Below are 16,383 nucleotides of genomic sequence, written 5' to 3' on the forward strand. Positions count from 1 at the left end.
CTTTGTTGTCACCGAGTGTACTGTATATATATACAGTAACTCACAGGGCTGGATTGATTATGTACACTTCAGGCTATGCACATCGTTCTTCGTTGTTCTCATCCGCAACAAGCAAAATCGCGCGTGTCTCTACGGAAAACACTACAGCTGGGCTAATTAGTGAAGTTGTCTATCGCGAAGATCAGCCCATGATGACGCAACTCTTGCTTTTGCCATTATTACAACAACTCGGCCAACAATCGCGTTGGCAGTTATGGTTAACGCCACAACAAAAATTGAGTCGTGAATGGGTTCAGGCTGCTGGACTACCTTTAACGAAAGTGATGCAGATCAACCAGCTTTCCCCTTGCCACACAGTGGAATCAATGGTTCGCGCATTACGCACAGGAAATTACAGCGTGGTGATCGGTTGGTTAGCAGATGATCTGACAGAAGAAGAACATGCTGAACTTGTGGATGCCGCCAATGAAGGTAACGCAATGGGGTTCATTATGCGTCCAGTAAGCGCATCCTCTCACGCCACGAGACAACTTTCCGGGTTAAAAATTCACTCTAATTTGTATCATTAAGTAAATTTAGGATTAATCCTGGAACTTTTTTTAGCGTCCGGCTGATGATTTCACTCATGGCTCATTTTCCCTGCGGAGGCTTGTCTGAAGCGGTTTCCGCGATTTTATGCTGTAAATTATCGTTAACAAAAAAGGTTAAACGTACCTTATACAAATCTTTTTTTTCATATGCCTGACGGAGTTCACACTTGTAAGTTTTCAACTACGTTGTAGACTTTACATCGCCAGGGGTGCTCGGCATAAGCCGAAGATATCGGTAGAGTTAATATTGAGCAGATCCCCGGTGAAGGATTTAACCGTGTTATCTCGTTGGAGATATTCATGGCGTATTTTGGATGATAACGAGGCGCAAAAAATGAAAAAGACAGCTATCGCGATTGCAGTGGCACTGGCTGGTTTCGCTACCGTAGCGCAGGCCGCTCCGAAAGATAACACCTGGTACACTGGTGCTAAACTGGGCTGGTCCCAGTACCATGACACTGGTTTCATTCCTAACAATGGTCCGACCCACGAAAACCAACTGGGTGCAGGTGCTTTTGGTGGTTACCAGGTTAACCCGTATGTTGGCTTTGAAATGGGTTACGACTGGTTAGGTCGTATGCCGTACAAAGGCGACAACATCAATGGCGCATACAAAGCTCAGGGCGTTCAACTGACCGCTAAACTGGGTTACCCAATCACTGACGATCTGGACATCTACACTCGTCTGGGTGGTATGGTATGGCGTGCGGACACCAAGGCTAACGTACCTGGTGGCGCATCCTATAAAGACCACGACACCGGCGTTTCCCCGGTATTCGCAGGTGGTGTTGAGTACGCGATCACTCCTGAAATCGCTACCCGTCTGGAATACCAGTGGACCAACAACATCGGTGACGCACACACCATCGGCACTCGTCCGGACAACGGCCTGCTGAGCCTGGGTGTTTCCTACCGTTTCGGTCAGGGCGAAGCAGCTCCAGTAGTTGCTCCGGCTCCAGCTCCGGCACCGGAAGTACAGACCAAGCACTTCACTCTGAAGTCTGACGTTCTGTTCAACTTCAACAAAGCAACCCTGAAACCGGAAGGTCAGGCTGCTCTGGATCAGCTGTACAGCCAACTGAGCAACCTGGATCCGAAAGACGGTTCCGTAGTTGTTCTGGGTTACACTGACCGCATCGGTTCTGACGCTTACAACCAGGCTCTGTCCGAGCGTCGTGCTCAGTCCGTCGTTGATTACCTGATCTCTAAAGGTATCCCGTCTGACAAAATCTCTGCACGTGGTATGGGCGAATCCAACCCGGTTACCGGCAACACCTGTGACAACGTGAAACAGCGCGCTGCACTGATCGACTGCCTGGCTCCGGATCGTCGCGTAGAGATCGAAGTTAAAGGTATCAAAGACGTTGTAACTCAGCCGCAGGCTTAAGTTCTCGTCTGATAAAAAACCCCGCTTCACGCGGGGTTTTTTTCGTCTTCAGTAAAGTAAATAATCTTTGCAAGTTATTCCTTACCCAGCAAGGCCTGCAAATCCTGCTTCAAAGAAGACATTTTATTCGCATATTTTTCTTTGTTTTCTGCATCTTCAATTAGCTGGACAATCGTTTCGGAAAGCGTTTTACCGCGACGCTGCGCAAGACCTGCCAGCCGTTGCCAGACAATAAATTCCAGATCAATTGATTTCTTACGTGTGTACTGATGTTCCGCATTAAAATGGCGTTTCCGTCTGGCCCGAATGGTCTGCTTCATGCGATTGACCAGCTCCGGATTCATATGCTTTTCAATCCAGCCATTAACATGCACGGGTTCATTTTCCAGCGATAGCAACACGTCAACGGCTTCCTGGGCGGCACTGGCTTCCAGGTAACGGGTGATTAACTCCCCTTCACGGTGTTTCTTCACCAGATACTTCCATTTCCAACCGCTTTCCAGATTTTCAAGTTGTTGATATTTCATAGCGATCTCAATGTTACCCTGTAACTCTTTACAGAATATCAGTTTTTTAACTGTGTGATGAAAAGAATCTCGCATCCTGTGATGCTTTAGCGTGAATGCCTGGTCTTTTGTCAGCGCTTTCCACGTGTGCTGAAGTGTCGGTTACGGTATAATCGCATCTTTGACAACAGACTAAAAAACATCAACTTTGACCATTACGAAACTTGCATGGCGTGACTTAGTCCCTGATACCGAAAGCTATCAGGAAGTATTTGCACAGCCACATTTGATTGACGAAAACGAGCCTTTATTCAGTGACATTCAACCGCGGCTGCAATTTGCGCTGGAACAGTTACTGCACGCCCGAGCATCATCCTCTTTTATGCTGGCGAAAGCCCCGGAAGAGTCCGAGTATCTGAATTTCATTGCCGATGCCGCAAGCACGCTACAAAGCGATGCAGGCCAACTGATGGGCGGTCACTATGAGATTTCCGGCCACACCATTCGCTTACGTAACGCCGTTAGCGCAAATGATAATTTCGCAACACTAACGCAAGTCGTCATTGCTGACTGGGTGGAAGCGGAACAACTCTTTGGCTGCCTTCGCCAGTTTAATGGCGACATTACCTTGCAACCAGGGCTGGTGCATCAGGCAAATGGCGGTATTTTAATCATCTCCTTGCGTACACTGCTGGCACAACCTCTGCTGTGGATGCGGCTGAAAAATATCGTCAAGCGCGAACGTTTTGACTGGGTAGCGTTTGATGAGTCGCGCCCCCTCCCTGTCTCTGTTCCTTCAATACCGCTGAAGCTTAAAGTCATTCTGGTCGGTGAACGCGAGTCATTGGCTGATTTTCAGGAGATGGAGCCGGAACTGTCTGAGCAGGCTATTTATAGTGAATTTGAAGATACCCTCCAGATTGTCGATGCGGGATCAGTAAGCCAGTGGTGTCGGTGGGTTACGTTTATCGCCCGACATAACCAGTTACCTGCGCCTGGTGCCGATGCCTGGCCTGTGCTTATCCGCGAAGCCACCCGCTACACAGGTGATCAAGAAACTCTGCCGCTTGGACCGCAGTGGATCCTGCGCCAGTGTAAAGAAGTCGCATCCTTATGCGAAGGCGATAGCTTTACCGGCGAGCAGCTAAACTTGATGCTACAACAGCGGGAATGGCGCGAAGGATTCCTTGCCGAACGGATGCAGGATGAGATCCTTCAGGAGCAGATCCTGATCGAAACCGAAGGTGAACGCGTTGGGCAGATTAACGCTCTTTCGGTTATCGAATTTCCGGGCCATCCGCGCGCTTTTGGCGAACCTTCTCGTATTAGCTGTGTTGTGCATATAGGCGACGGCGAATTTACCGATATCGAACGCAAAGCCGAGCTTGGCGGCAACATACACGCTAAAGGGATGATGATCATGCAGGCGTTCCTGATGTCGGAACTGCAGCTCGAGCAACAGATCCCTTTCTCGGCATCACTGACTTTTGAGCAGTCATATAGCGAAGTGGATGGCGATAGCGCCTCAATGGCTGAACTCTGCGCCCTGATAAGCGCCCTTGCCGATGTACCGGTGAATCAGAGTATCGCTATCACAGGTTCGGTGGATCAATTCGGTCGCGCCCAGCCAGTCGGCGGTTTAAATGAGAAAATTGAAGGTTTCTTCGCTATCTGCCAACAGCGTGAGTTAAGTGGTAAACAAGGCGTGATTATCCCTACGGCTAACGTTCGCCATTTGAGTCTTCACAGCGAACTGGTGAAGGCGGTTGAGGAAGGCAAATTCACAATCTGGGCAGTGGACGATGTCACTGATGCACTGCCTTTATTATTAAATCTGATGTGGGATGGCGAAGGCCAGACGACGTTGATGCAGACCATACAGGAGCGTATTGCGCAAGCATCGCAACAGGAAGGTCGTCACCGTTTTCCGTGGCCATTACGTTGGCTGAACTGGTTTATTCCGAACTGATCGGACTTGTTCAGCGTACACGTGTTAGCTATCCTGCGTGCTTCAATAAAATAAGGCTTACAGAGAACATGGTAGATAAACGCGAATCCTATACAAAAGAAGACCTTCTTGCCTCTGGTCGCGGTGAACTGTTTGGCGCAAAAGGCCCACAATTGCCAGCGCCGAACATGCTAATGATGGATCGGGTGGTCAAAATGACCGAAACCGGTGGCAACTTCGACAAAGGGTATGTTGAAGCAGAACTGGATATTAACCCGGATCTGTGGTTCTTCGGTTGTCACTTCATCGGTGATCCGGTAATGCCGGGATGTCTGGGCCTGGATGCCATGTGGCAGTTGGTAGGGTTCTACCTGGGCTGGCTGGGCGGCGAAGGTAAAGGCCGCGCACTGGGCGTAGGCGAAGTGAAATTCACTGGTCAGGTTCTACCTACGGCAAAAAAAGTGACCTATCGTATTCACTTTAAACGCATTGTTAACCGTCGCTTGATCATGGGTCTGGCAGACGGCGAAGTACTGGTTGATGGTCGTCTGATCTACACCGCCAGCGATCTGAAAGTTGGTCTGTTCCAGGATACTTCTGCATTCTGATTTAAATCAGGCTGCATATTAAAAGGCGAAACCTCCGCATTGCGGAGGTTTCTTTTTAAAGAGACAGAATCAGGCCATAACTACCCTGTCCGCCATGGCTTCTCGCCAGCCTCCCAGCCATTCTGACCTTTGATTCAGCGTCTGATAGGGACACATTTCTTTTGAGCGTCCGGCGATGCCGGCCTGATAACCACGTTGATGTGCCCGTTCCAGGCGATCTCGTTTTTGTCTCTTCATGCCTCGTTTCCCTCATACTGGTTTCTGGTGGAAAAGAAAACAGTGATTACTAAATGTGCAATCACAGTTAAGCAATACCGCGAATCATAACTGCCGTCAATGCGCAAAATTCACGCCACTGTCATATTTGTGAGCCACACGGACATGTTGGTTGTACAAAAAATGTGAAGAGGAACAAGTTTTTTACTGCGAATTGCACAAAAAAACCGCCTCTGGCAACATGCCGGAGACGGTTATATTTACAAATATTTATAATTAAGGTAGACGCTTTATCTCTTGCGCAATAGCAGCGGCTTCCTGACTCCAGACATTAGCCAGCACTTTGACCATTTCATCGTAACCATCCTGATTTTGTACCCCTTCCAGACGGAACGGCCGTTTGATCAGTTGTCCCTGGTGATTCAATAGCCACTCGCCACTGACAATAACCTTGCCATCATAGCGGCCGTTAAACTCAGTTACGGTTACGTTGAGCGTGTTCTGGGCGCTTCCCAAAGGCTGGGAGGCAACCACCCAACCGGGCAGTTGCGTACTCAGGTTGGCGACCAGGGTGTTGCGCAACTGTTGATCTAGTGGGCTGGCCCACAGGTTGTTGTTGGCAATCACATACTTCACATCGCTGGTTTGATAAACCACGCCATTCCCCGCCAGATAGTCAGGAACTGCGACCTGCTCTACCCATAACAGGCGATTACCCTGGCTGGCGGTACTTTGCGTACCGCTCTGCATAACAGGTAACTGGTAATAGTTTTTATTAATTTCGCCGGAGCTGCATCCGGCCAGCCACAGTGCCGCGATCGTCACTAGCCACTTTTTCATTGTTTCGCCCTCTTCGGCTCTGGATCTTTTTTGTCCTTCGCTTCAAATACCAGCGCGTTGCTCTTCTCATTGAGCGTTTTCAGCACTGGTTGCAATTCACGCAAGACCTGATCAAGACGCTGCATATCCGCCACCATCTTGTTGTAAGCTGCGGAGCCAGGCTGGAAGCCCTGCATACTGCGATTCAGCTCACGCAACGTTGACTGCATATCCGTCGGCAACTGCTGCATCGACTGGCTGGCCAGAATCTTGTTCATACTATCCAGCGTAGTTTGCAGGTTTTTCATCGTGCGCTGGCTTTCCGACAGCGTGCTGGTCGCCTGCTCAATCATCGGATTCAACGGAAGTTTGTTGATCTTATCCAACGCCTCCATCAGACGCTGCTGGATTTGCGCCAGGCCGCCGCTAACGGTCGGGATAATCTGATAACCATTAAACTCTCGGATCCCAGTTATCGCTGGCGTATTCGGGTAGAAATCGAGATCAACATAGAGTGCGCCAGTAACCAGATTTCCGGTTTTCAGCGATCCACGTAAACCACGCTTCAACAACTCTCCGAGATGCTTAACGACATCCGCATTTTCGCCAAGCTGCATTTTCAGTCGTTCCGGTTCAATGCGAATGAGTACCGGAATACGGTAATCATCATTAAATGTCTGACGCATATTCGGCGCAAAGAAAGGCACCTTACTGACTGTACCCAGGCGAATACCACGAAATTCCACTGGTGCGCCAGGCTGCAGGCCGCGTACCGAATCTTTAAAGAACATCAGATAATCAATGTGATCGGTGTACAGCGAATCCTGAATGCTCTTCTGATCGTCATACAAAACGAATGCTGTTTTCGGTGCAACAGGCTGCCCTAAATCCAGCCCTTCAGGCACGTCAAAGCTGACGCCGCCGCTGAGTAGCGTTGTCAACGAACCCATCTCCACGCGCATTCCCGCCGACGTGAGATCAACCGCAATGCCACTGTCCTTCCAGAAGCGAACATTGCTGGTCACCAGTCGGTCGTAAGGAGCGTTAACAAAGAGCTGGTAACTAATATTACGTTTTTGGGTATCAAACGTGCTGGTTTCCACCGAGCCAACCCGAAAGCCGCGGAATAACACCGGATCCCCCGGAGAAAGTTGCCCGGCTTTTTTACTGTCGAGTATCACCCGAATCCCTTTAGCATCCGGCGGAGCCAGCGGTGGTGAATCAAGCAAATCGTATCTCGTCTGCTTGCCCCCTTTCGCCCCAGGCTGCAGCTCAATATAAACCCCTGACAGCAGAGTCCCCAGGCCGCTAATGCCCTCGCGACCAATCTGCGGTTTTACTACCCAAAAAACGGTATCTTTATGCAGCAGTTTTTCCATACCTGCGTTCAAACGCGCTTTGATTTCAACGTGCGTCAAATCATCAGCCAGTGTGGCGCTTTCAACCACGCCGACATCAACACTACGGCTTTTAATAGTGGTCTTGCCACCTTCTATCCCTTCCGCATTCGCGGTGATCAGGGTCACTTCCGGCCCCTGATGGCTGTAATGATAAAAAAGAACCCACGCTCCTATAAGCGCCGTGACGATAGGAAATATCCACACGGGAGACCAGTTCTTCACTTTCTGGATTTTGGCTTCCCCATTATTAGATTCCATACTGTCAGGACTCCTCATGCTCTGGTTCAGGTTGACGATCCCACGACAAACGCGGGTCAAACGTCATCGCAGAAAACATTGTCATAATGACGACTAAAGCAAACATTAATGCACCCATTGCCGGATAAATACTCATTAAACCTCCCATACGCACCAGCGCCGAGAGCACCGCAATCACGAAAACGTCAATCATTGACCAGCGGCCTACAAACTCAACAACTTCGTAAATCAAATGCATTCTTTCGCTGTCACGCTTGCCGTGTCCTTTGGCATCCCAGCACAACCAGCCAATGGCGATCATTTTTAAGGTCGGAACCATGATACTGGCCAAAAAGATAACCGCAGCGACCGGATAAGAACCTTCGCTCCACAGCAAGATCACCCCGGCGAGAATAGTCGACGGCATCTTTGAACCTAAAAAATCGGTCACCATGATGGGCAAGATATTGGCAGGGAGATACAGCATGATCGACGTAACGAGCAACGCCAGCGTCCATTGCAGACTGTTTTTACGTCGAACATACCCTTTGGTGCTACAGCGTGGGCACACCGGTTCATCGGCAGGAAGGATTGCTGTGCAACAAGAACAGGAGCGCAGCCCCTGGTTAATACCTGTCACCCCCGGTTTCAGCGGCTGATTCAGCGCAGGCATAGGAGCAATATCATCCCATAACCAACGGCGATCGACACACTGAAAGGCACGCAACTGAAGCACACAGAACAAACACCAGGGAATAAAACTGCTGCCTACGCCAATGCTGCCATAAGCCATCAGTTTAACGAAACTCACCAGTACACCAGCGAGGAAAATCTCCGCCATTCCCCAGGTTTTAAGTTGAAAAAGCACCCGTCCTAAGTGCTCTTTCAGGCGAACTGGCAATTCCGCGCGGTTGACCAATAACAAAATAGTTATCAGGCAAAACGCAGGAACCAGTTGCACAAATAACAGAAAGAAAGTGCCAAGGCTGGCATAGTTTTCGGAAAACAACACGCCAGGAATTTCCAGCAACGTAATTTCGCTGGTTACCCCGGCGACGTTCATTTTCACAAAAGGAAACAGGTTGGACAGCAACAGCATAAACAGTGCAGCCAACGCGTATGCTGTGGGGCGCTGACGTGGGGCATCCCACGCAACAGTTAACGTCGTGCCACACCGGGGACATGCCGCTTTCTGACCATGCTCAAGGTGGGGTAACGCCACCAGCATGTCACACTGCGGGCACAAAATATGCTTCGCGGCATGATGATGTTCGCACATTGGTACTCCTTAATGATGCGCTATTTTACAGATTGCTGACAAAGTATTCGTTTATCATGCCGGATGCGGCGCGAGCGCCTTTTCCGGCATGATAAATTGTACAAATCCAATAAATTGAGGTTTCCCTCATGCCTGATAAGCGTAGCGCATCAGGCAATTTATCTTTGTCATCAGCCTCTATATCAAACAACTGTTTTGCGATCAGCCACCATTTTTCAACGCTTCAAGATACTCCCAACGCTCAAAAGCTTGTTCCAGCTCCTGCTCAGCAGCAGCCAGATCGGCAAGCACTTTTTGCGTATGTTCATGAGACTGACTGAAGAAGGAGGCATCTGCCACCTGTGCCTGTAAGGCTTCCAGCTTTGCTTCCAGCTCTTCAAGTAATTGCGGGAGCTGTTCCAGTTCGCGCTGCAGTTTATAGCTTAGTTTGCTCGTGCTGCGTTTTACAGTTTCTGCTTTTGGCACAGGCACTTCTTCGGTTTTCTTCACCGCTGGTTGCTTAAGCGCCACATACTGTTCTTGCTGACCGCGAGCGTCGTGATAACCGCCAACATAACGACCGATTTTACCTTCACCTTCAAAGATCCAGCATTCTGTTACGGTGTTATCGACAAACTGACGATCGTGGCTCACCAGCAACACCGTGCCCTGGTAGCTGTCGATGAGTTCTTCAAGCAGTTCCAGCGTTTCGACGTCAAGGTCGTTGGTCGGTTCATCAAGGATCAGTAAGTTACTTGGTTTGAGGAACAGACGCGCCAGCAGCAGACGGTTACGCTCCCCACCAGAAAGTGCACGTACTGGCGTCATCGCCCGTTTCGGATGGAACAGGAAGTCCTGCAAATAGCCCAGCACGTGGCGTGGTTTACCGTTAACCATCACCTCTTGCTTACCTTCTGCCAGGTTATCCATCACCGTTTTATCGGGATCGAGTTCCGCACGATGCTGATCGAAATAAGCCACCTCCAGTTTCGTCCCGACATGGATGCGCCCGCTGTCTGGCTGAAGTTGCCCCAGCATCAGTTTTAACAACGTGGTTTTTCCGCAACCATTCGGGCCAATCAACGCAATTTTGTCGCCACGTTGCACCTGAGCGGAAAAATCTTTCACCAGTTGTTTGCCCTCAACCTGATAGCAAACATCTTCTATTTCAAAGACGATTTTACCGGAGCGGCTGGCCTCTTCGACCTGCATCTTCGCTGTGCCCATTACCTCGCGGCGCTGGCTACGTTCACGACGCATCGCTTTCAGGGCACGTACACGACCTTCATTACGGGTACGACGCGCTTTGATCCCCTGACGGATCCACACCTCTTCCTGTGCCAGTTTGCGATCGAACTCAGCATTTTGTAGTTCTTCCACGCGCAGAGCTTCTTCTTTTTCCAGTAAATACTGGTCGTAATTCCCAGGATAGGTCACCAGCTTACCGCGATCGAGGTCGACAATACGCGTCGCCATATTGCGAATAAATGAACGATCGTGGGAGATAAAAATTATCGTCCCGTTGAATGTTTTGAGGAAACCTTCCAACCAGTCGATAGTTTCGATATCCAGATGGTTGGTCGGTTCGTCGAGCAGTAACACGCGCGGATTGCTAACCAGCGCACGTCCTAATGCCGCTTTACGCAACCAACCGCCAGAAAGCGACGACAGCGCAGCATTGGGATCTAATCCCAATTGTGCCAGTACTTCGTTGATGCGGTTTTCCAGTTGCCACAGGTTATGGTGATCAAGCTGTTCCTGAACTTTCGCCAGTTCGTTAAGATTTTTCTCGCTCGGGTCATTCATCACCAGGCGTGAAATATCGTGGTAGCGTTTCAGGTATTCCGCTTGTTCTTCAATACCTTCAGCGACGAAATCATAAACGCTTCCCTCAACGTTACGCGGCGGATCTTGTTGCAGACGAGCAACGATTAAATCTTGCTCGTAAATAATGCGACCGTCATCCAGCCCCTGTTCACGGTTGAGGATCTTCATTAACGTCGATTTGCCCGCGCCATTACGACCCACCAGACAAACACGTTCGTTATCTTCGATATGCAGCTCTGCATTATCGAGAAGTGGCGCGTCGCTGAACGACAGCCATGCGCCATGCATACTGATTAATGACATTACTATTCCTTTCAGGCTGCGGTAATCAGCCAGCAGTTGTGGATCTGGCGGTTACGGGCAAAATCCTGGGAAAGTGTTTTTTGCGTAATTTCTTGTGCTTTCAGCCCCAGTTTTGCCAGTCCGTCGAGATCCATACGAAAACCGCGTTTGTTGTTTGAGAACATAATCGTCCCCCCTGCGCGCAGCAGACGCTTCAGATCTTTCATCAGCGCCAGATGATCGCGCTGAACATCAAACGCATCTTCCATTCGTTTTGAGTTAGAGAAGGTTGGCGGATCGATAAAGATTAGATCGAACTGCTCATTAGCCTCACGCAGCCACGCCAGGCAATCGGCCTGAATCAGTCGATGCGCACGACCAGTTAAGCCATTCAGACGCAGGTTGCGTTCTGCCCACTCCAGATACGTACGCGACATATCCACCGTAGTGGTGCTGCGTGCGCCGCCTAATCCCGCATGCACGGTGGCGCTACCGGTATAGGAGAAGAGGTTGAGGAAATCTTTGCCTTTGCTCATTTGACCGAGCATACGGCGTGCTATGCGGTGATCGAGGAACAGACCAGTATCGAGGTAATCCGTCAGATTCACCCATAAGTGAGCGTTGTATTCAGTGACTTCAAGAAACTCGCCTTTTTCGCCCAGTTTCTGATACTGATTTTTACCCTTCTGCCGTTCACGGGTTTTCAGCACTAGTTTGTTTGGCGCAATCCCCAATACCGAAATGGTCGCGGCGATAATATCGAACAGGCGCTGACGCGCTTTGTGCGCATCAATCGTTTTCGGCGGCGCATACTCCTGCACCACCACCCAGTCAGCATAGCGGTCAACGGCAACGTTGTATTCCGGCAAATCGGCGTCATACAGGCGATAACATTCAATCCCTTCCTGGCGTGCCCACTTCTCGAACTTTTTCAGGTTTTTACGCAGACGGTTAGCGTAATCTTCCGCCACCATCGCTGGTTTGCTGTCCGGAGTACTTTCGGCAACGTGGTAATTTTTCTGCACGCAGTCCAGCGGTCCGTTTTTCGCTTTGTACTGTTTGTCTGCGCGCAGTTGCAGGCAACTTAACAGATCCGGCGAAGCGCTGAATAAAGAGAGATTCCAGCCACCAAACTGGTTTTTCATGGTTCGACCCAGCAGGCTATGTAGCGCAATCAGCGCCGGTTCGCTGTCCAGACGTTCACCATATGGCGGGTTGCTCAGTACTGTACCGTACGGCCCTTTTGGCAGCGGATTGGTCAGTTGCGCGACATCTTTCACTTCAAAAGTAATCAGTTCGCCAATACCGGCGAGGCGGGCGTTAGTGCGTGCGCGTTGAATCACCCGCGCATCGCTGTCGGAACCGTAAAAATGAGAGCTGTATTCCGCCAGACCTTTACGGGCACGGGTCTGTGCTTCAGCTTTTACTTCCTGCCAGATGGCTTCGTCGTGCTGCGCCCAGCCGCTAAATCCCCAACGCCCACGGTGCAAGCCCGGTGCGCGATCGGTCGCCAGCATCGCCGCTTCAATCAGCAACGTACCGGAACCACACATCGGATCGAGCAGTGGTGTTCCCGGCTGCCAGCCGGAACGCATTACAATAGCCGCCGCCAGGGTTTCTTTGATTGGCGCAATACCCGCACGATCGCGATAGCCACGCAGATGTAAACCGTCACCGCTTAAGTCGAGAGCAATGCTGGCGGTTTCTTTATTCAGCCAGACGTTAACGCGGATATCCGGCGTATCGCGATCAACATTCGGACGCGGCAGATTCTTACGCGTGAAAGCATCAACGATGGCATCTTTCACTTTCATCGCGCCATACTGGCTGTTACGGATGGTGTCATTCAAGCCGCTGAAGTGAACAACGAAGGTCGCGCCTGGATTAAACATCTCTGTCCAGTTGATCGCCTGAACACCGAGATAGAGGTCTAAATCGCTGTAAACCTTGCACTCGCTCAGCGGCAACATAATACGCGAGGCCAGGCGGCTCCACATCAGGCTCTGGTAAACAAGCCGCGTGTCGCCCTTGAAATGGACCCCACCCTGAACCACCTGGCATTCAACGGCCCCCAGGTTTTCCAGTTCAGTTTTTAACAGCTCTTCCAGCCCACGGGCCGTACTGGCAAACAGAGAATTCATATCGTCACTTTTACTCTAAGAGCCTACCGCAGTAGGCGTAATTGTTGCAGTCAGTCAGGAGATGGGCAGCGCGGAGAAACCGGTGCGTACACGTAGTACCTAATGATTTCGGGCGCAGCCCAGGGCCGAACTGACAAATAAAATAGCCTATTGGTATAGGCTCTAAGAAAATTGTTGCGCATTATAGCTAATAAGTGCGTCATGTCATAAAGTTGAGGGCTTATTTTCATTTGAGGACCGCTCCGTGGCGACATTAACCCGGCTTTTTATTCATCCTGTTAAATCCATGCGCGGCATTGGTCTGACACACGCTCTTGCAGATATCAGCGGGCTGGCCTTCGATCGAATTTTTATGCTGACAGAACCCGACGGCACATTTATTACCGCCCGTCAGTTTCCACAGATGGTGCGCTTTACCCCCTCTCCCGTTCATGACGGTCTGCATCTCACTGCGCCCGATGGCAGCAGCGCGTGGGTACGCTTTGCCGATTTCGCCGTACAGGACGCACCAACGGAAGTGTGGGGCAACCATTTTACTGCACGTATTGCTCCAGCCACGATCAACACATGGTTAAGTGGATTTTTCTCCCGCGAAGTGCAGTTGCGCTGGGTGGGGCCGCAGATGACGCGGCGCGTAAAACGCCACAACACTGTACCCCTGTCATTCGCTGATGGCTATCCGTATCTACTCGCGAATGAATCCTCATTACGTGATGTACAGCAACGCTGTCCGGCAAGCGTCAAAATGGAACAATTCCGCCCCAATCTGGTTGTTTCTGGCGTGCCTGCGTGGGAAGAAGACACCTGGAAAGTGATTCGTATTGGCGATGTGGTGTTCGATGTGGTGAAGCCATGTAGCCGTTGTATTTTCACCACCGTTAGCCCGGAAAAAGGGCAAAAGCATCCGGCTGGCGAACCATTAAAAACGTTGCAATCTTTCCGTACTGCCCAGGATAACGGCGATGTCGATTTCGGTCAGAACCTGATTGCCCGCAACAGCGGTGTTATTCGTGTTGGCGATGAAGTGGAAATTCTGGCTACGGCACCGGCAAAAGCCTACGGCGCAGCCGCAGCGGACGACACTTTCCCAGCGACACAACAAGCGGACGCAAATGTAGATATCGACTGGCAAGGGCAGGCATTTCGCGGTAATAACCAACAGGTATTACTGGAACAATTAGAAAATCAAGGGATTCGTATTCCCTATTCTTGCCGTGCTGGCATCTGCGGAAGTTGTCGTATCCAGCTTCTGGAAGGCGAAGTCACCCCGCTGAAAAAATCAGCTATGAGCGACGACGGAACAATTCTTTGCTGTAGTTGTGTGCCGAAGAGTGCATTGAAACTGAAAGGTTAAACGGCTTGTTCAAGGCTGACGCTGTCATAACTCACGTGCGGTCTCAGCCTGTCATTCATAATTTTGATAGCGTCACCCAGTTGCATGGCGCGCCCGGCGATGACGACGCAAGGCTGTGCCAGCAGGCACAGTGCAGCATTTTCGCCAGATTCAATAACCAGTAAATTGACTTGCTCATTGGTGTCGCTTAACCAGACACAGGCTGCATCACCCGATACTGGTGCCCACATTTCGCCATGAGAAACAAAATGCCAGCTTTTCGGCATTTGCGGTTTGAGGTAACGAATCGCCACCAGCGCATTAAGCACCAGTTCGGCTTTTTGTTCTTTTGATAAGTTAAGGTCGCGGCATTTTTCTTCAAACGTGAAATAGAGCGCGGCGTCATCAACGCAAAATCCCGCAGGAGAAAATGCATCCGGTGTCAGCATTTTACGAGCAAAACGTGAGCGAAATAGCATACCATTGGCTAAATCAAGCATCATTCGATCATGCTCTTCATCGTAATACCAACGCCAGTTATCATCTGGTTTAATTCGCATATGCCTCTCCTCTACCCTATAAATCTACCGCAACACATTCCATTGTCGCTTTGCTTAATAACCTCAACAAGAAAAGTACAAAATATCTAAATAAGTAACAGGAATGAATATAAAACAACCAGGGCTGAAAATAAAGCCCTGATTATCTTATAAAGAGAAAATGAAAGAAATAATTAGATATGGGTAATGATTTCTTTAATCAGCGGCGGGCCTTTAAAAATAAAACCAGAATAAATTTGCACCAGTGATGCACCCGCAGCAATCTTCTCACGGGCGGCGATGACCGAGTCAATACCACCAACACCAATGATTGGTAAACGGCCATTTAATTCCTGCGACAAGCGGCGAATAATTTCTGTACTCTTTAATTGTAACGGGCGACCACTTAAACCACCGGTTTGCTCGCAATTTTTCATTCCCTGAACTAAAGAACGATCGAGGGTGGTATTAGTCGCAATAACACCATCAATATTATGGCGAACCAAACTATCGGCCACCTGGATCAACTCCTCTTCAGAAAGATCCGGCGCGATCTTCACTGCAATTGGCACATATTTATGGTGGATCGCCTGTAAATCATTTTGCTTATTTTTAATTGCAGTTAATAAATCATCCAGTGCTTCGCCATATTGTAAAGTGCGTAATCCTGGGGTGTTTGGCGATGAAATATTGATGGCAATATATCCCGCATAGGCGTAGATTTTTTCCATACAAATCAGATAGTCATCTTTACCCTGCTCTACCGGCGTATCTTTATTTTTGCCGATGTTAATTCCCAGAACACCGTCATAATGGGCTTTTTTAACGTTCTCAACGAGATTATCAACGCCGAGGTTATTAAAGCCCATACGGTTGATCAAACCTTCCGCATCCACCAGGCGAAAGAGACGAGGCTTATCGTTTCCTGGCTGTGGACGCGGGGTGACAGTACCGATCTCGATCGATCCAAATCCCATTGCACCTAAAGCGTCAATACACTCCCCGTCTTTATCAAGACCGGCAGCCAGACCAAGCGGGTTTTTAAAGGTCAGTCCCATGCAGTTAACCGGTTTCGCTGGAACGTTCTGCCGAACAAGTGCTTCAAACGGCGTTCCGGTAATGCGGCGTAATTGCTGAAAAGTAAATTCATGAGCGCGCTCAGGATCGAGCTGGAAAAGGGCTTTACGAACGAAGGGGTAGTACATGAACTCTCCTGGATTCCCGGTGTGCAAACCGGGGGCGTATTATGTGCGAGTTCAGCCAAAAAGGGAATTGACCTGCGGCAATAAATA

General features: G+C 49.8%; 14 protein-coding genes. 5 read left to right on the plus strand and 9 right to left on the minus strand.

The window, feature by feature from the left end:
- Positions 1-59 precede the first annotated feature (59 nt).
- On the plus strand, positions 60-569 hold the full coding sequence (sulA, locus tag C1192_RS07445) for an SOS-induced cell division inhibitor SulA (RefSeq protein ID WP_000288698.1): 510 nt from the start codon (positions 60-62) through the stop codon (positions 567-569).
- A 355-nt stretch (positions 570-924) separates the two neighbouring features.
- Positions 925-1,977 (plus strand): porin OmpA, encoded by a 1,053-nt coding sequence (gene ompA, locus C1192_RS07450; protein ID WP_001516132.1) that lies wholly within the window; start codon positions 925-927, stop codon positions 1,975-1,977.
- Positions 1,978-2,051: 74 nt separating this feature from the next.
- Here the strand turns inward: ompA and matP are convergent, their stop codons facing one another.
- On the minus strand, positions 2,052-2,504 hold the full coding sequence (gene matP, locus C1192_RS07455; RefSeq protein WP_001516131.1) for a macrodomain Ter protein MatP: 453 nt from the start codon (positions 2,502-2,504) through the stop codon (positions 2,052-2,054).
- Positions 2,505-2,691: 187 nt separating this feature from the next.
- On the opposite strand from matP, the gene C1192_RS07460 reads away from it, so the two are divergent.
- Both C1192_RS07460 and fabA read left to right on the plus strand, forming a co-directional pair.
- Positions 2,692-4,452: an AAA family ATPase gene (locus tag C1192_RS07460; RefSeq protein WP_000156540.1), complete on the plus strand. Its 1,761-nt coding sequence runs from the start codon at positions 2,692-2,694 to the stop codon at positions 4,450-4,452.
- A 68-nt stretch (positions 4,453-4,520) separates the two neighbouring features.
- Positions 4,521-5,039, plus strand: a complete 519-nt coding sequence (fabA, locus tag C1192_RS07465; RefSeq protein ID WP_000227927.1) for a bifunctional 3-hydroxydecanoyl-ACP dehydratase/trans-2-decenoyl-ACP isomerase — start codon at positions 4,521-4,523, stop codon at positions 5,037-5,039.
- 69 nt (positions 5,040-5,108) lie between these two features.
- On the opposite strand, the gene rmf is transcribed toward fabA, so the two are convergent.
- From rmf to rlmKL, 6 genes are all read right to left on the minus strand, one after another.
- Positions 5,109-5,276 carry a ribosome modulation factor gene (rmf, locus tag C1192_RS07470; RefSeq protein WP_000828647.1) on the minus strand — a complete coding sequence of 56 codons (168 nt, stop codon included), beginning with the start codon at positions 5,274-5,276 and terminating at the stop codon, positions 5,109-5,111.
- A 255-nt stretch (positions 5,277-5,531) separates the two neighbouring features.
- The gene (pqiC, locus tag C1192_RS07475) at positions 5,532-6,095 is read right to left on the minus strand and encodes a membrane integrity-associated transporter subunit PqiC (RefSeq protein ID WP_038355283.1); all 564 of its coding nucleotides are present in this window, start codon (positions 6,093-6,095) and stop codon (positions 5,532-5,534) included.
- The gene (gene pqiB / locus C1192_RS07480; protein WP_000445524.1) at positions 6,092-7,732 is read right to left on the minus strand and encodes an intermembrane transport protein PqiB; all 1,641 of its coding nucleotides are present in this window, start codon (positions 7,730-7,732) and stop codon (positions 6,092-6,094) included. The genes pqiC and pqiB overlap by 4 nt, the downstream gene beginning before the upstream one ends.
- 4 nt (positions 7,733-7,736) lie before the next feature.
- A complete protein-coding gene (gene pqiA, locus C1192_RS07485) occupies positions 7,737-8,990 on the minus strand; it encodes a membrane integrity-associated transporter subunit PqiA (protein WP_000333137.1) in 1,254 nt (417 codons plus the stop codon).
- Between the two features lie 201 nt (positions 8,991-9,191).
- Positions 9,192-11,099 (minus strand): ABC transporter ATP-binding protein, encoded by a 1,908-nt coding sequence (locus C1192_RS07490; RefSeq protein WP_000053064.1) that lies wholly within the window; start codon positions 11,097-11,099, stop codon positions 9,192-9,194.
- Between the two features lie 11 nt (positions 11,100-11,110).
- Positions 11,111-13,219, minus strand: a complete 2,109-nt coding sequence (rlmKL, locus tag C1192_RS07495; RefSeq protein ID WP_038355284.1) for a bifunctional 23S rRNA (guanine(2069)-N(7))-methyltransferase RlmK/23S rRNA (guanine(2445)-N(2))-methyltransferase RlmL — start codon at positions 13,217-13,219, stop codon at positions 11,111-11,113.
- Between the two features lie 244 nt (positions 13,220-13,463).
- On the opposite strand from rlmKL, the gene ycbX reads away from it, so the two are divergent.
- A complete protein-coding gene (gene ycbX / locus C1192_RS07500) occupies positions 13,464-14,573 on the plus strand; it encodes a 6-N-hydroxylaminopurine resistance protein YcbX (RefSeq protein WP_038355285.1) in 1,110 nt (369 codons plus the stop codon).
- Here ycbX and zapC read toward each other — a convergent pair.
- Both zapC and pyrD read right to left on the minus strand, forming a co-directional pair.
- Positions 14,570-15,112, minus strand: coding sequence for a cell division protein ZapC (zapC, locus tag C1192_RS07505; RefSeq protein WP_001220666.1), 543 nt, complete (start codon positions 15,110-15,112; stop codon positions 14,570-14,572). The genes ycbX and zapC overlap by 4 nt on opposite strands.
- Positions 15,113-15,285: 173 nt before the next feature.
- Positions 15,286-16,296 carry a quinone-dependent dihydroorotate dehydrogenase gene (gene pyrD / locus C1192_RS07510; RefSeq protein WP_001516127.1) on the minus strand — a complete coding sequence of 337 codons (1,011 nt, stop codon included), beginning with the start codon at positions 16,294-16,296 and terminating at the stop codon, positions 15,286-15,288.
- Positions 16,297-16,383: the final 87 nt, after the last annotated feature.

This window comes from Escherichia marmotae (assembly GCF_002900365.1).
Classification (GTDB): Bacteria; Pseudomonadota; Gammaproteobacteria; order Enterobacterales; family Enterobacteriaceae; genus Escherichia; species Escherichia marmotae.

What these genes read in the sequence shown, in the direction of transcription:
- zapC (WP_001220666.1), bottom strand. Translation starts at nt 15,112, where the DNA reads ATGCGAATTAAACCAGATGATAACTGGCGTTGGTATTACGATGAAGAG.
- C1192_RS07490 (WP_000053064.1), bottom strand. Translation starts at nt 11,099, where the DNA reads ATGTCATTAATCAGTATGCATGGCGCATGGCTGTCGTTCAGCGACGCG.
- sulA (WP_000288698.1), top strand. Translation starts at nt 60, where the DNA reads ATGTACACTTCAGGCTATGCACATCGTTCTTCGTTGTTCTCATCCGCA.
- ompA (WP_001516132.1), top strand. Translation starts at nt 925, where the DNA reads ATGAAAAAGACAGCTATCGCGATTGCAGTGGCACTGGCTGGTTTCGCT.
- pqiC (WP_038355283.1), bottom strand. Translation starts at nt 6,095, where the DNA reads ATGAAAAAGTGGCTAGTGACGATCGCGGCACTGTGGCTGGCCGGATGC.
- pqiB (WP_000445524.1), bottom strand. Translation starts at nt 7,732, where the DNA reads ATGGAATCTAATAATGGGGAAGCCAAAATCCAGAAAGTGAAGAACTGG.
- pqiA (WP_000333137.1), bottom strand. Translation starts at nt 8,990, where the DNA reads ATGTGCGAACATCATCATGCCGCGAAGCATATTTTGTGCCCGCAGTGT.
- pyrD (WP_001516127.1), bottom strand. Translation starts at nt 16,296, where the DNA reads ATGTACTACCCCTTCGTTCGTAAAGCCCTTTTCCAGCTCGATCCTGAG.
- rmf (WP_000828647.1), bottom strand. Translation starts at nt 5,276, where the DNA reads ATGAAGAGACAAAAACGAGATCGCCTGGAACGGGCACATCAACGTGGT.
- rlmKL (WP_038355284.1), bottom strand. Translation starts at nt 13,219, where the DNA reads ATGAATTCTCTGTTTGCCAGTACGGCCCGTGGGCTGGAAGAGCTGTTA.
- fabA (WP_000227927.1), top strand. Translation starts at nt 4,521, where the DNA reads ATGGTAGATAAACGCGAATCCTATACAAAAGAAGACCTTCTTGCCTCT.
- matP (WP_001516131.1), bottom strand. Translation starts at nt 2,504, where the DNA reads ATGAAATATCAACAACTTGAAAATCTGGAAAGCGGTTGGAAATGGAAG.